Annotated in this window: 7 protein-coding genes; 2 read left to right on the top strand and 5 right to left on the bottom strand. The window is 61.5% G+C overall.

Translation table 11 applies throughout. The annotated features are described in order from the left end of the window. Nucleotides 1-3 precede the first annotated feature (3 nt). Genes NKH16_RS18360 through NKH16_RS18345 form a run of 4 tightly spaced genes read right to left on the bottom strand, consistent with a single transcriptional unit; the run spans nt 4 to nt 2,766 of the window. Nucleotides 4-624: a SctK family type III secretion system sorting platform protein gene (locus NKH16_RS18360; protein ID WP_352822462.1), complete on the bottom strand. Its 621-nt coding sequence runs from the start codon at nt 622-624 to the stop codon at nt 4-6. Beyond that, nucleotides 621-1,448: a type III secretion system inner membrane ring lipoprotein SctJ gene (gene sctJ / locus NKH16_RS18355; protein ID WP_352749304.1), complete on the bottom strand. Its 828-nt coding sequence runs from the start codon at nt 1,446-1,448 to the stop codon at nt 621-623. The genes NKH16_RS18360 and sctJ overlap by 4 nt, the downstream gene beginning before the upstream one ends. A 22-nt stretch (nt 1,449-1,470) precedes the next feature. After that, nucleotides 1,471-2,100 carry a hypothetical protein gene (locus tag NKH16_RS18350; RefSeq protein WP_352900913.1) on the bottom strand — a complete coding sequence of 210 codons (630 nt, stop codon included), beginning with the start codon at nt 2,098-2,100 and terminating at the stop codon, nt 1,471-1,473. A gap of 18 nt (nt 2,101-2,118) precedes the next feature. After that, nucleotides 2,119-2,766 (bottom strand): type III secretion protein, encoded by a 648-nt coding sequence (locus NKH16_RS18345; protein WP_352900911.1) that lies wholly within the window; start codon nt 2,764-2,766, stop codon nt 2,119-2,121. 232 nt (nt 2,767-2,998) lie between these two features. On the opposite strand from NKH16_RS18345, the gene NKH16_RS18340 reads away from it, so the two are divergent. Together NKH16_RS18340 and NKH16_RS18335 are read left to right on the top strand one after the other, a co-directional pair. Next, complete coding sequence (locus NKH16_RS18340; RefSeq protein WP_352449136.1) at nt 2,999-3,721, top strand: L,D-transpeptidase; 723 nt, start codon at nt 2,999-3,001, stop codon at nt 3,719-3,721. Then, nucleotides 3,708-4,757 carry a LysR family transcriptional regulator gene (locus NKH16_RS18335; protein WP_352900908.1) on the top strand — a complete coding sequence of 350 codons (1,050 nt, stop codon included), beginning with the start codon at nt 3,708-3,710 and terminating at the stop codon, nt 4,755-4,757. Before NKH16_RS18340 ends, NKH16_RS18335 begins: the two co-directional genes overlap by 14 nt. On the opposite strand, the gene NKH16_RS18330 is transcribed toward NKH16_RS18335, so the two are convergent. After that, a complete protein-coding gene (locus NKH16_RS18330) occupies nt 4,730-14,599 on the bottom strand; it encodes a LysM peptidoglycan-binding domain-containing protein (protein ID WP_352900905.1) in 9,870 nt (3,289 codons plus the stop codon). The two genes, NKH16_RS18335 and NKH16_RS18330, sit on opposite strands and share 28 nt — an antisense overlap. Between the last annotated feature and the right edge of the window lie 3 nt (nt 14,600-14,602).

Below are 14,602 nucleotides of genomic sequence, written 5' to 3'. Positions count from 1 at the left end.
CGTCTAGCTCATCGCTCGTCGAACAATCGCGGGGCCGGCCTCGGCAAATGGTTCGGCTACCGGCTGGTGAATAAGCTGTTGCGGCATCAGCTTGAGACGCACCCGCATGCTCGTATCGCTCGGCATGGTCTGACACCAGGCGCCAAGGCAACTCAGGCCGTCGGCATAGACGCGACCGGAAATGTCTTCCAGCGGCCCCAACCGCTGCATCGGGCCGGCCAGGTCGCGGTTGGCTGCGGCGAAAGCACATAGATCAGCGCCAAGCGCCGCCTGCAACGCGGCCGCTTCGCGCCCGACAATGACAGCGGCCAGACTCCCGGCCCAGTAGATCGCGCCCGAGCGAAGCGCAAGTTCCTCCAACTCTTCGCCAGACGACAAGGCGATCGCTCGATCCACCGCATCGGCCGGCTCTTCGACTGCTGGAGAGAGCCTATGCCGGTCGAGCAGAAGCTTCGACAGTCGCTCCTGCAGGCGTTGCGACCGCAGCATGCGCTCGCAGGCAGCCTCGCCGATGGCGCCGTCAAAGCACTCCGCGAGCCAAGCCGCATCCACATAGGATGCGGGGTTGGACATGAATGCCTGCCATTCCGGGCTGGCAGTTTGCTCCGAGCCGGGCTGGGTCATGTTTTCTTCACCGGCATTGCGGAAGCATCGAGCGCATAGATGCCGGGCCGTCGATACCACTGCATGTAGGCCAACCGACCAGCCAGCGCGAGTATGGCCGCCGCCATGCCGTAAAACAGCGACATCGCGGCGGCGACGCTGTCGGGATGTAGCCACAGGCCGAGGAAGCTGGTGAACCCGGCCTCGCCGGTTTCCTGCTCGGGGGCTGTCGCTGCAACCGGAATGAGGGTGACGGAAACATTGTCATAGGTCAGTCCGGCGATGCCCTTAGCCACCAGCATCTTGACCTGCGGGATGAGCTCATTCATCGGAACGGATGCGCGATGCCGGATGAACACGGAGGCGGAGGACGGTACCAGTTGCTGCCTCAGCGGATCGTTTTCGGGCAGGACGAGATGAACGCGCGCCGAAAGCACGCCGTCGATGTCCGAGATCGTCTGCGAAAGCTCCTGGCTCAGGCCATAGATCATCGTTGCCCGCTCTTCCACCGGCGAGGACACAAGCCCATCCCTTTTGAACACCTCGCCGAGCGTCTGGAATTCCTGTTTGGGCAAGCCGCTCTCGTCGAGAATGGCCATAGCTTCGGCGAAGCGGCCCTTCTGTACGGAAACCGTCATCTTGCCGTCCTTGCCGACCTCGCGTTGGGCCGGGATCCCGTGACGCATGAGCGTGGCCACGATCTCGTTGGCCTGCCGCTGGTTAAGGTTGGAATACAACTCCACCGAACACGCCTGGAGCACAAGCATACCCATGACAACGAGCGCAACGCGACACCGGACGCCGCATTGATTCAATCGCGTTGAACGCCGCAGCGAGGTTGGCATGGGCACGAACACTCCGCGGCGCTTACTGTTGTTTGATCAGCGTGCTGGTGGACGACGTGACGGCCGTCACGCTGCTCGTAACCACCTCGAGATTGGCGGCTGCCCACATCACCGAAATCGATCGTTCCAGGAGTTGCTCTACGTTCTTGGCTGGGGAGTCTTCGCCTTCCTTGCCGGACGGGGCCGTCTTGTCGGCGCGATCCTGCATGGCGGCCGTTTCAGCACTTGGGGAAGCGTTAGCCTGGCCAAGAGCCTTCTGGACCTGCTGCATGGTTCCTTCCAGCGACTTAACGGCAGAACCGAAAAGGGCCGATGGTTCCGTGAACACCCCACCTGCAGCCTTCTCCGTCTCGGCCATGTAGTCGAAGAGTTTGTGTTCGACGATCGGCTCGGTCTTCTCCGGTTTGGAAGTCTGTCCGCCGATTGCCGGATTGGCGCCGGGCGTCTGCGCCACCTGCTGACCAGCCGGCATCGCGACATCACTGCGCTCAGGCATATTGACCTTCGCGGCATCGTGCTTTTCTTGCTTGGCGCCCACCATTCGGTTACCGGGCTGCGCTGCCGCGGCGGCGGTGATTTGCTGTTGCGAACTTATGCTGGTGGTCAAGTTTGCAAGCGTAGCCTCTAGGGCTCCAATCGGCGCGATTTGCATGAATGTGCCCTCCAGTTCTTAGTTCGGTTTGGCGGAGGGGACAGTCTGCGCCTCCGCCTGCTTTCCGCGGAAAACGCGGACCGACACAGCTTTGCCGGTCTCCTGCTTCGTGCTCGGCGTGGCAGGAACCCCGAGCGTTTTCCTGACGAGTTCGATGTAGGATGGCGGCCCCGATACCGAGATGACATCGTCTTGCTTGGAAACCTTTATTGGAAACTTCGGGTCGTTGACGCCCAGCCGTGAAAGCCTGTCTTCGGCGTCAGCAGCCATGTTGGCATCAAGCGGGATCATTTCCGTCTGGACTTCCGCTTCGGTCGCGACGTTCATGACGATACCGTCGAAATGCCAGACCAGCCCGTATCGATTGCATATCTCTTCGAGGAACTCGCGGGCCGTTCCAACCGGCATGCCGGCGCTCAGGCGCCCCTTTACCAGCTTGCTGACACGCATGGGCACCCGCATGTTGCGGCCGAGCTCAACCAGCGCGTCTGTCACGGACTGATCGATCGTGATGTATTTGTAAGGGCCAGGGGGCCAGCCCGGTTCGGCAGCGGACGCACGCTGCCAATCAAAGCCGAGCGCCAGGATGACGGCAAGGCCGCAGGCGACAACGGTAGCCCTGCCTCCCGACAACCGATCCGCATGGTAGATACCGCGTCCCGTCACATTGGTCCTATCGCAAGCGACCCACGAGTGATGACCCGCCTCGCTTACTTCATAGCTTGTCCGCCGATGTCATCCTATCGCGCACACTCGAAAATTGGAAGTCCAATTGGATTATATATCAACGACCTGTGCCAAATGTTGCGAACGATCCGCAAGGCGATATGGTGCCGCGTTGGAATCGGTTACCACGGGATTCGCAATCGTCGGTTCAATGTGGAAGGGAGTGGTCTCGGTGACGGCAAACAACAGGCTGCTCGCGAACTTGGACCTGCCCGCAGGCGTTGCTCGAAGCAAGAGGTTTGTGGCAACGCGTCTTGTCGAGGGATTGAGTGCATCGGTTCTGGTCGCCGTGGCGTCGCTTGCCGCCATCGCTTCGGCGCAGGCCCAATCGAACAGCGGTTATGACCCTAGAAGCTGGACATACGATCGGGCGAGAAATGTACTGGTCTCCCCTAGCGCTTCCGGCCTGACGTCGGACGGAGAAATCGTGCCCGGGCGGTCAGTGATTCCCAGGCAGGTCGTGACATTCAACGAGGCTCAGCCGAAGGGGTCGATCGTGATCAACACCACGGAGCGGAGCCTCTATTACATCCTGGGGGGCGGCAAAGCGCTGCGATACGCGGTGGGGGTTGGCAAGGAGGGGCTGGAGTGGTCCGGTCGCGACACGATTTCGAAAAAGAAGGACTGGCCAGATTGGCGGCCACCGGCCGAAATGCGATCCAGAGAAGCATCAAAAGGCCGTATCTTGCCTGCGCACGTGGCCGGAGGCCCGAACAACCCTTTGGGCGCACGGGCATTGTATATCGGCAACACGCTCTATCGCGTCCACGGCACCAACCAGCCATGGACCGTCGGACAGGCCAACTCCTCCGGTTGCATTCGCATGACCAACGAAGATGTCATCGATCTTTACGACCGAGTGAAGATCGGTACCCAGATCATTGTACGGCATTGATGGTTCGACGCCCCCTCCCCGGAAAGCCGCAGATGAGCGATCGACCGTAATGATACCTTTCAACATCAAGCAGCTCGAAACCTTTCTCCTGGTGGCGACTCTCGGAAGCTTTCGAAAGGCGGCGGAACGCCTGAATACCACGCAGCCGGCGGTATCCACACGAATTGCCGGGTTGGAGGAAGCGCTGGGTGCCAAGCTGTTCGAGCGGCAGAGCAGCACAGTCAGGCTGACCGCCGAAGGACAACGGCTGCTACCACCTGCCCAACGGGTCCTGCGCGTAGCGGAGCGGCTGCAACTGATGGCCAGCTCTCTTTCAGAGACTTCAGAGACGACGAGGGTGCTGAGGCTTGGGGTTGCCGAAACGATCGTGCACACCTGGCTCCCGGATTTCCTCAAGGCACTGAAGGCAAACTATCCGCTTGTCGAGACGGATATCGTCGTCGATGCAACGACGACCCTTCGCAATGAACTCATGTCACACCGGCTCGATCTTGCGGTGCTGATGGGCCCTGTCCTGGAGTACAGCATCGAGAATATCGGGATGCCGTCCTTTCCGCTTGTTTGGGTCTGCTCGCCGCAATTGGAATTGCCCAATCGACGCAAGGTGACGCTGAACGACTTGATGCAGTTTCCGATCATCAGCTACGCGCGAACCACGCGCCCCTATAGCGAACTCTACCGCAAGCTCACCGGTGAATTCGAAGAGACGCCGCGCATATTTCCGGCCAATTCGCTGGCCGCTTCCATCAAGATGACACTCAACGGAATCGGAATAGCTTCCCTGCCCGCGGGAGTCGTCCAAGACTATATCGCAAACGGTAAACTGCGCATCGTCGAATGCGAATGGCACCCGTCCGACTTGCAGTTTACCGCCTCCTATTCTTCCGAACCATCCAATCCGATAGCGGAGCGGGCGGCAAAGCTGGCCGCCTCCGTAGCAAACGCCTATGCCGCGAGAACCGGCAAGGCGCAGGAGCCAACGGACGACAGGCTTGGCCCCGCGGTTTCTCAGCCGGTCGAGGTGACCGGCAGATAGATACGGTCGCCTGAGAAGATCAGGTCCGGGCTCAGGATATGATCCATGTTGAGCACAACCGTGTCCGCCACGTCCGCAGAATGGGTCTTGGCTATCAGGCGAATGCTGTCGCCATCCCTGACCTCGACCCACTGATAACCGTCTTTCTCCAGCGTTGGGTTCGTGCGGCCCTCAGGATTGCTGCTGCCCTCGGCATGAGCCTCGACATAGTCGCCGGAAACCCAGCCGCTATGCGTTTCGCCGTCCGGTCCGAAACCTTGGACAGGTATCCAGGTCTCCCCTGACGGATCGGCCGACGGCTTCGCGGTCTGTTGGACGAATGTGCCGGATTGCAGAACGGTTCCCACGGTCGAATCCCCGTCAGGCCGGGTCCGCAAATTCAGGCCATCATCGGTGACCACGACCAGTTGCGGGAAATCTTCCACCGGGGTCTGCGGCCCACCTGGATCATCCGAAGGATCATCGGATTGCTGGGACGAGGCATCGCCATCCGGTTTTTTCGGATCGGGTGGAGGGGGCGTCTTCGCGCCCTCCCAAGGCTCCGCGAGCAGGGCGTCCAGCGAGAAGAGAAGCATTCCAACACCGAAGGTGATGCCCAGAGTCCACCGATCCCATGCAGCCCATCTTTTGTCGGACTTTTCCGCCGCCGCCATATCAGCATCGGTTCGCGGCACTGAACGGCGATTCATCCGGTCCGTCCTTATGGCCGACGCCCAGAATTCCGCGCAGCCGAAGGTGAACATGGTGCCGGCGACTGTGGCGATCGGCGCCGGCCAGGAGTGCACCGTATAGACAGCGCAGCCAAGCACATAGCCGGGTCCAGCCAGATATTCGGCCAGGTTTCGGATCACCGGTCTGCCGGTGAACGACTGCAGCATCGACTTCGTGCCATAGACGATGTTGCCGAGCGTGAACGTGCTGTTGACGACAAGATCCTTACCCTGGATCATCCCGGTCGCGGCACCTGGTGCTGCGGCAATGAATGTGGCTCCGCCGAGCGCGTTGAGGAATCGCCCGAACGGCTTGTGACTTGCGGTTGCGTTGGGGAAGAGCGCCTGCGCGCCGAAAACCATGCCTCGCACGCCAAATGCCACCGATCCGGCGGTGGCGGTCCAGGTTGGCGGCAACGAACTCCACAACATGTAGGAGGTGGTCGACGTGCCGCCAAAGGTGGCGAGCGCCTGAGCGTTTTCCCGCATCCTGGCATGGCTGAGGGCCAGATCGACGCTGGTGCCCTGATCCGGCGTCATCGCCTTTTTATGGGTCGCCCGATAGGTCGTTATCTGCAGCACGGAAAGCGCGTTTGTTTGCTCCGTCGACATCCAGGCAAACTGCTTGGGCGTGAACTTGCGCAACTGGCCGGGGCTTAACTCGCCAAGCTGCTTCGGCGTCAGCGCCGCTATCTGTTGCTTCCTCAGCGCCTCGATCTGATGAATGGTCAGAGCGCCAAGCTGCTCCCGCATAAGCGCCGAGATGTGGTCCGGCGACAGCTTTGCCGTTGTCGCGGGATCGCGTGCTGCGACGAGATCAGGGTCCAACGCCGCGAACTGGGTCGCATCGAGATGGCCGAATTGGGCAGGTCTCATGGCGGCGACTTGTTCCGACGTAAGCGCATTGCGCTGCTCATCACTGAGCTTGGCGATCTGGTCGGGTGTGAGCTTGCGCACTTGCTCAATGGTCAAGGCAGCAAGCTGCTCGGGTGAAACGGCAGCGACCTGATCCGGTCGCAAAGCGCTGATACGGCCAGGGGCAACGGCCTGCAATCTGCTTGGCCTGATCGCCTGGAGCTGTTCGGCACTCAGCGCCCGCAACTGCTTCGGTCGAAGCGCCGCAAGTTGATCAAACGTCAGCTGCCCGATCTGCTCGGGGCTCAGTGCAGCAACCTGCTCGGGCGCCAGCTTGGCGATGTGCTCCGGCTTGATGGTGTGCAATTGCGTGCCGGTCAGTTCGGAAATCTGATCGGCTGAAAGCGCCCTGACCTCCGGCCCGGTCGGCGCTCGCACCGGTTCCGCATATCCTGGTTCCGCGGCGGAGCTCACCGGAAGCTCAAGGCTGACGATCTTTCCGCTGGCAGGGTCAAAAACCGCCCTGCCCCGGTCGGGCACCGGCGGCCATGTAGCGGCTGTCGGCGTTTCGGCAGCAATATTCACCGCCTGCGGCGTTTCGCCAGTCACAGCCGGGGCTTCGTTGCTGACCACCTCGGCCACTGGGGGCGGCGGCGCTTCGGTCGGCGCTGGCGTATTGACATCCCACAACTCGTCGGCCGGCCGCAAGATGACCTGCGGGCGTTTTTGTGTCGAGGTGCCGGGCGCGACGGCATCTTCATTGCGCGTGAACTCACCGACGAAATTCCCGTCCGGATCCATGGTCCGCCAGCCATAGACCTCGCTCCATGGTATGCTGCCGTCGATTGCGGTCTCGTCGACGCGGGCCATCCTGTCGCCGACGGGTCGGCCCATTGCCTCGAATTCAGTCGGGACGTGGAGGCGCGGTCTGCTCGGATTCAGCGTGTAGAGATAAGTGTAACCTTGCTGCCGCGCGGCTCGTGACTCTTCCGAAACGAAAGCCTTGGCTCCCGAGATCGACTGGCTCGTGCCGACGAAACGGCCATGGGTATTGCCCATGACATAGCTGCTCAGGGCGATGCCTTGCGGATTGTCCACCCAGATTCCTGTCGGGGGCGGTGGTGAGAAGCCTCCCGCGTCCCTAATCTCGGTTGGCGAGCGGGTATCGGCCCGGAACACAAACGGGCCGACATTGCCGCGCAACGGTCTTGTAGGGTCGCCCGCGCCTTCGACAGGCTGATTGCCCTCCTCGGGATGCCCAAGGCTCCCCGGCACATGGTCGTCAGAAGCACCACGTATCCAGGGTAGAACATAGGGCTCTCCGGTTTCCGGATCCCGGAACAGGATATGTGACTTGTGCATCAACTCCAGTTCGTCGCCGCGCGCTATCGGAGCATCAGCCGGCGGCACATAGACATTCTCCGGGCTCTTTGGCAGCGGTCCGTAACGGGTTGCCGTAACGGACTGCCCGTTCTCGTCCCTTATCTGGATCGGTCCGCTTCGGCGGCTGCCCACCTGCGAGGAGAGGAACGTCAGCACGCCGTCGGCAACGTTCTGGCGCACGAAGCCGCCATCGACGATCGACGGGCCGAATTCCGTCCGGAATTGCTCTATCGCCGCGCGCTGGTCGGGTCTCGCCTTCTTTTCCAGTTCGCCGAGGAACTGCTCCAGGGAGGCCTTGCCACCCTTCGGAATGGCTGTCGCCGCGCCGTCACGCGAGGTTTCTAAGGCATGAGCAAGCCAGGCCGGGACCGTCAGCGTTTCATTCTGTCCATCGGCTCGATCGAAGGTCAGCGTCGCTGTTTTATCCTTGGCGATTGAAGGAGCGATCTTGGCAGCCTTGGACTTGTACTGGATTCTCACTTCAGCACTGAAAGCCACCGCCCCGGCAGGCAGAGGAGGTGTCGACAGTGAAAGCGTGTAGCGCGTCGCCGGCGTGCCGTGCGAACCGTACAGGTTCTGATAGATGTTGCCGGCGCTCGGCATATAACGGGGCTGCGGCGTCCCGTCGGGACTGAAGCGCGCCGGCAGCCACGACTGTACCGTCGATTTCACCTTATAGGCCGCGGAAGTTATCGTCCGGTCGGGATTGAAACCCAGCACACCGGGAAGCCTGTTGCGGTCGTTGAAGATGATGTCGACCAGCATCGCCTCGGGATTGACGACGCGTGCCTTCTCACCGGTCAGCAAAACGATGTCTGCCGTGGGCGCCTTGCCCGGTACGGCCGAAAGCCGCAACCCGCTTAGCGTCGGTTCATCAACAAACGAAACTGTGTTCGACGGATCGATCTGACCAGATTTGACGAGGTCGCGGATCGACCGGATGCCATCACCCTGTCCGATCGCTGCGATGAGTTCGGACGCCTTCGCCGGATCCTCGACCGCGAACTGGATCTTCAGGCTTGTCGAGCCGAGAGCGGACTGGATCTGGTCGTAGGTCTGCTTCGACACGATGTCACCCGGCTGGAGCGTGTCCTTGACGGGCACTTCCGGGCGCTTCTCGAAGCCGACGCGTGGCATCTGGTCGACCGCCCCGACATGATTGGCCACGATCGGCAGCCGCAGTCCGACCTTTGTTTCGGTCATGACACGGTCGAACGGAAGCGCACCTTCCAGCTTGACGTGGCCAGCGCTGTTTTCCGCCGGCACGCCAAGGAAATCGTGCTGGCCGGGGGCGAGCGTGACCTCCTCGCCCTTGAGCGAAGGCGTATAGGTCATCTCGATCACGGTGCCTTCGCCGTCTGGCGTCACGCCGACGATGGCAGCATCCAGCGGCTTGGCGTTGTAGCCAGTCGCATCGCTGAATATCGCCTTGGTTGCCGCCGCCGAAAGATCGCTGCTGCGAACCGGGAAAGCCGTCTGATTGGACACCGGCCAGACACCGGCCTGAAGGCCGGTGATGTTCCTGTATTCCCGTGCCCGGTAGGATACGACGCCTTGAGTGCCGAGCGCATCCGTGAATGGTGTCAGGCTGCGCTGGCTGATGCTGTCGACGACCGACCACCCGATCATGCCGACATCGGTCTTTGTCCCAATACCGAAGCCCACGGCCGCGACCGTCGGCGAGCCGATGTCGAAGCCCTGGCCCGTATTTAAGCGCGTCCGGAATGTGACGCCGATGCGGAAGTCGGGCAGTATGTCGCGGAGCGGCGTGCGCGGTATCTGAACGCCATCCGGGCCGTAGCGCTCGGCCAACTCGCGGTTCGAATAATAGCTCTTTTCTGCCTCGTATCGCGCTACAAGCTGCTCGACGCTCAGCCCGTCAAGATAGGCTGAGGGAGTCTTGGCATCCTTGCCACTGGTGTAGATGTGCCCGCTTGTGTCGGGTTCCGGCATGCCGGTGAAGCTGCGCGTCTCCGGATCCCAGACGAGGCGCATCGTGTCGTCTTTTCCTGCCGGCTTGTTCGGCACAATGATGGGATCGCTATCAGCGGGAGGCGGTGAATTGCGCCCGGTCGACCCATGCGGATTGCGGCCCGGCAGCATCGTCGGACCGTCACCGCTGGCGTCGCTGGTCTTGATCACTTCTCCCGGTATCACAGAATGGTTGGGATCCTGGAAGACCCGCTCCCCCGTCGGCCTGTAAACGCCGTCGGCGCCAATTTCATAGACATTCATCGGACGTCCGGAGGGGCCGGGTTCCAGCGCCGGAGGCGACTGCCGTGGTCCTCTGCCGTCGGACCAGGGCGGCGGCTGGTGCGGTCCGCCGCTGCCCGGTGGCTGGTTGGCGCCGGGACCATTGGCGCTTGCCTGCGTGCCCGTTCCAGGTCGCAGTGTCCGCAGACCGTGAATGCCGAGGCCCGTGCCGGCAATGCCGGTGCCAAGGCCCGTAAGCGCGTTGGCAAGCTGAAGACCGTTCATCTGGTCTCCGTTGACGGCGAGATCGTAGGCCGATGTCGCCAGCAAAGGTGCACCGACAATCACGGAGCCGACATCCGCTCCCCACGCCAGCTTGTTCAGGCCGGCGGTCGACTGCATGTAGGTTCGGGTTTCGAGCGCCAGGGGCGAGCTGGACCGTGTTGCGCCTATGCTGCCACGGAAGGCCTGCAGGGCCGTCATTTCCTTTCCCGCCAATCCGGCGGCCGTCATTTCCCTTCCTGCTAATCCAATGGTGCGCAGACCGCTGGAAGCCATCGGCAGAACCGTGGTTGCCACGCTGGCGACATTCATCAGCGACTCGGTATCGTCCCACTCGCCGCCATGTTCCAGATGGTTGACCTGGTTTATGACCGCTCGGGTGCCGAGATAGGCAGCGCCCGTATAGGCCAAGGGTGCTGCAATCGGCGCGGCCGGCGTGAACGACAGAATGGTGGCTATACCCGTCCCGATGCCAACCAGCGGATCGACGACCTTGTCCCAAGCAGAAACATTGCGCGACTTGGCGACTTCCAGTTCGATCCTGCCGTCATCGCCGGCCTTCATCTCCAGACCCTTGGGGACGACGAGCTTGCCATCTTCGCCGAACTGGTTGTTGTTGTCCTGGAAATCTCCGAGGTCGTCGAACTTTTTGCCGGTCACATCGACATAGCGAGTGTTGCCGTCTCCGTCACGCACAGCAAACAGCGCGACCTGCTGTGTCCCGACCTCGTCGTCAACATAGAAAATCGGCACGCTGCGGACATAAGGATTGTCGCCGCCGATATCGCGGATCTCTTCCGTCACATTCTCGATCGCCTCGCGACCTTCCTCGGTCGAACGATCTATGCCGAGCGTTCTGGCGACCGTCTCCTCAAGGGCCGTGCCGCGCTGTTCACGGAACTCGTTGTCGTAGCCGCTGTCGAGCAGTTGCTGGAACTTCGGCTGATAGATGCCGTCAAGCGTCTGCTGCTCATGCTCGTCTAGATAGGTCTTATCCACCGTGCTGTTTCGGTCAACCAGCAACGAGGGATCGCTGGACCGAAGCTCATGATAGTCGCTGAAGCCTTGCACCAGCCCGCGCAGCTCCTCGGCCTGCGTTATCTGAAGCCTTGTCGCGTCCAGCTTGAGTTTGGCGACCGCTAGTTCGGGATCAACCCAGCGTCCACTGGCGTCGTCATCTTTTGTATCCAGGTCGATCCAGACTGCCTTCCCGCTCTGGGTCAACGCATCGATCCCTATCTCGTTGTATGTCTGGGCAACCTCCGGCGCCACCTTGATTGTCTGTCCGCCGACGTTGATCTCGACAGGCTGCACGCCATTGGGCAGGGTGCCTTCAGGAGCATCGACTGTTCCTGGCCCGTGCTCCGTCAACGCATTGTTGAAGTTGGTCTGCAGCGTTGACAGCTCGGAGTTCAGGTCTTCAATGCTGTCGCCGAGCTGCCGATCCAGGACATCGTTGAGATTCTGCGCCGCCTGCGCCTCGCTGGCCCTCACCGCTTCCAGGCCATTTGCCGTGCACACCGGCCCGGTGGAACTGCTGCCGCCCAAAAGCTGCTGCCAGTCCTTGTTGAGTTGCCGATCGCGGTACTCATCCCTGACGTTCGTTTCGCTCAGATTGTAGGTGAGCTGCTGCTCGGTCGTGCCCTCTTCGAACTGGTTGACCACCCACAGCTGGCCGTCGCGGACCTCAAGTCTTTGCGATTGGAAGAGACCCAGATAATCGCCACTGACCCTTTGATGTTTCTTTCCCTGTTCGAACAGAAACTGGTGCTCGCTATTATATTCGGCGAGCAGTCTCTGCTCGAGGTCCGTCTGCTGCGCACCCACTTGCGTAGCATCGGCATGGGCGTTGAAGTAGCTTTGATAGGCTTCCGCCAATTCGAGCTGATTGCCTGCTGTCGTCTGCAGCGCCTTGAGGTCCTGATATTCCTTCGAGTCGGTCGGAATGCCGTCAAGCTCGGCTTGCCCCACCAGGAAGTCGATGGTGAGCTTGTCGCCCTTGCTCAGATGCAGGCCGACTTCGGAGAACAGCTGATCGACAGCCGCATGATCCGCGAGGCCTTGCGCGTACTGCGTTTGCCGATTGGGACCTGGCTGCCCTTGCGCGGATGCAACGTCTGCATTGGGATCAATCAGCGGGGCTAGTTCGCTCTGCTGGGTGATGGCGTCGGCGAGAATGCGCCCGGCAGTCTCATATTCGCCACGGGCATCCTGCGCGTTCTGCAGCAAGGTGTTGGCCTTGGTAAGCCGCTCCTGCGCATCGGCAAGCGTGCCTTCCGGTTTCTGCGGGGTCCATTGCAGACCATGGGGTGCCAACGCCTCGTTTATAACTGTCTGCGCCCCATCAACAGCATCCTTGTAGGCGGAGTCGAGCATATAGACGTTGAACTGTTCCTGCCGCTGACCGGCCAGAGCTCGCGTCTCTGTAATTTGGGACAGCGCGATGTTCTCAGCAATGATGGCCTGGGCCACCTCGGGATCGACCCAGGTCCAGACGCCATCGATCTTCATCGGCGTCCACTTTCCGCCGGAGGGTGCATTACCCTGCGGCGGATCGCCGAATGGATTGACAACCCTGTTCTCACCGTCCAGCTCGGGCGTGGCGACGGTACCTAGACCATATCTCTCGATCAGGTCCTGTTTGTTTTGTCCGGCTTCTTCTGCCGCGTCGATGAGACTGGGCAAGGCTTCACCCGCCAGCAGCCCTTCGACGAAGGTCTTTACGACCTCGCCCTCTTTTGCCTCCGTGGCATCACTGCTGTTGGGGTTCACCGCCAACAGCGTCCTGGCCAACGCCTCCTGCGTACTTCCTGCTTCGATCTTCAGGTCGGTCCCGGTGGTGTTGTTGTGCAGCGTCATGCTGCCATCAGGGCTCGTGGTCAGCGTATAACCGTTGAAGGTGACTTCCACGGTCGTGCGGGTACCGTTTTCGATGGTAACCTTTTCGCCCGGGTGAATGATGTCGGGGTCACGAGGGGAATTGAAGAGCTCGGGGTTCGTTCTCCTCAGATCGTCCAGCGACACGCCATATTGCTGCGCTATCAGGGTCAGGTTGTCGCCTGGCTTGACCTCGTACTCGACGGGCTCGCCGCCATTGATCTCCTCGGTAGTCGTTGTCGTCACCCGACCGTTCTTGTCGGTGACGATCGTGGTTTCAGTTCCGGCCTTCGGATCGACCATTGTGGTTGTGGTCTCGCCCGTTTCGGTGTTGCGAACACTGTTGCGCGTCCTGCCGTTCCCGTCCTCCGACACCGTCGTTTCCTTGCCGTCAGACGTCGTCACGACGGTGCGCTCATCATGCTGGTAGTCGTGATAGTAGACGGTCTTGTCGCCGGTGTGCGGATCGACGACTTCAACCGACTGCACGTCACCATTGTCGCTCGTCGGTTCGCGCGTCGTGACCTGATAGCCGGCGGCCTGCAGCTCGGCGATCACCTGCTCGTTGGTCAGACCCCTTTCCTGCGCGATTTGCTCGATGCTCTTGCCGTCCGCGAGATCATCCTTGATGCCCTGGGTGGGTGCCCCGCCCGGATCCTGAGATGCAGCGAGGACGGTCTTGCCACCATCTGGACCGTTGACGGTGGTGACCGGCAAGGCCGGCCCGTTCCCGGGTGTAACGGTTTCCACCGAAGCGCCGTTCGGCAAGGTGGTCCGCTCGGTGACGGTTCCGGTGCGCAGATCGTCTTCGTAACGCGTCGTGATGGCACCGGTGTCGGGATTATGGCTGCTGGTTTCCTTGCGCCCGAGCCCATCCCGGATCGGCGTAGTGGTTGCCGTGCCGTTGGGTTGCTCCACGCTCGTGTAGTAGCTGTCGTGCTGGTAGTCGTAATATTGCGTGATGGTGCGGCCGCTGGCATCCGTGATCTTCGTCGTCAGCACGTCGCCATTGCCGCTCGGGTCAGCGGTCGAAACGGTCATCCCGCCGGACCTGAGCGCGGCGATAACCTGTTCGCGCGTCACGCCCCGGGCAGATGCAATCTGGTCGATGCTTTTGCCGCCGGTAACGTCGCTGACAATGTTGCGCGCAGCCGTCGCTTCCGCGCCGTTGTCTTCGGGCGTGCTGCCATCCAGTTTCACCGGTGTCGCGGCCAGCGCGAGATCGGTCTGCGTGTAGAGAGCCGGCGTCACCGTCCTGCCATTGACGGATGTGCCGTTGCTGGCGTTGACGACGTTGACACTCGGCGCTGCCGAAGCCGCAACCGGCGGCGACTGAAGCGAATCCAGTTGCGTGCTCACATGGGCCAGTTCCTGGCGGGCCTGTGCCGCCCAATCACGCTCGCCCATCCTGTTGGCAAGCCTGATCTGCTCCCGCAGCTTGGCAGCCTGGGCCTCCAGCCGCGCTATCTGCGCGGCGTTTGCCTTGGCATTGACCTTTTGCGGCTGGACCGGCGGCTTGGTGGGCGTTATCGGGCGAACCATGAG

Origin of the sequence: Mesorhizobium sp. M1307, from assembly GCF_040318155.1 — a bacterium.
In the GTDB taxonomy this organism is placed as follows: domain Bacteria; phylum Pseudomonadota; class Alphaproteobacteria; order Rhizobiales; family Rhizobiaceae; genus Mesorhizobium.
This window is presented reverse-complemented; position numbering and strand designations above follow the sequence as displayed.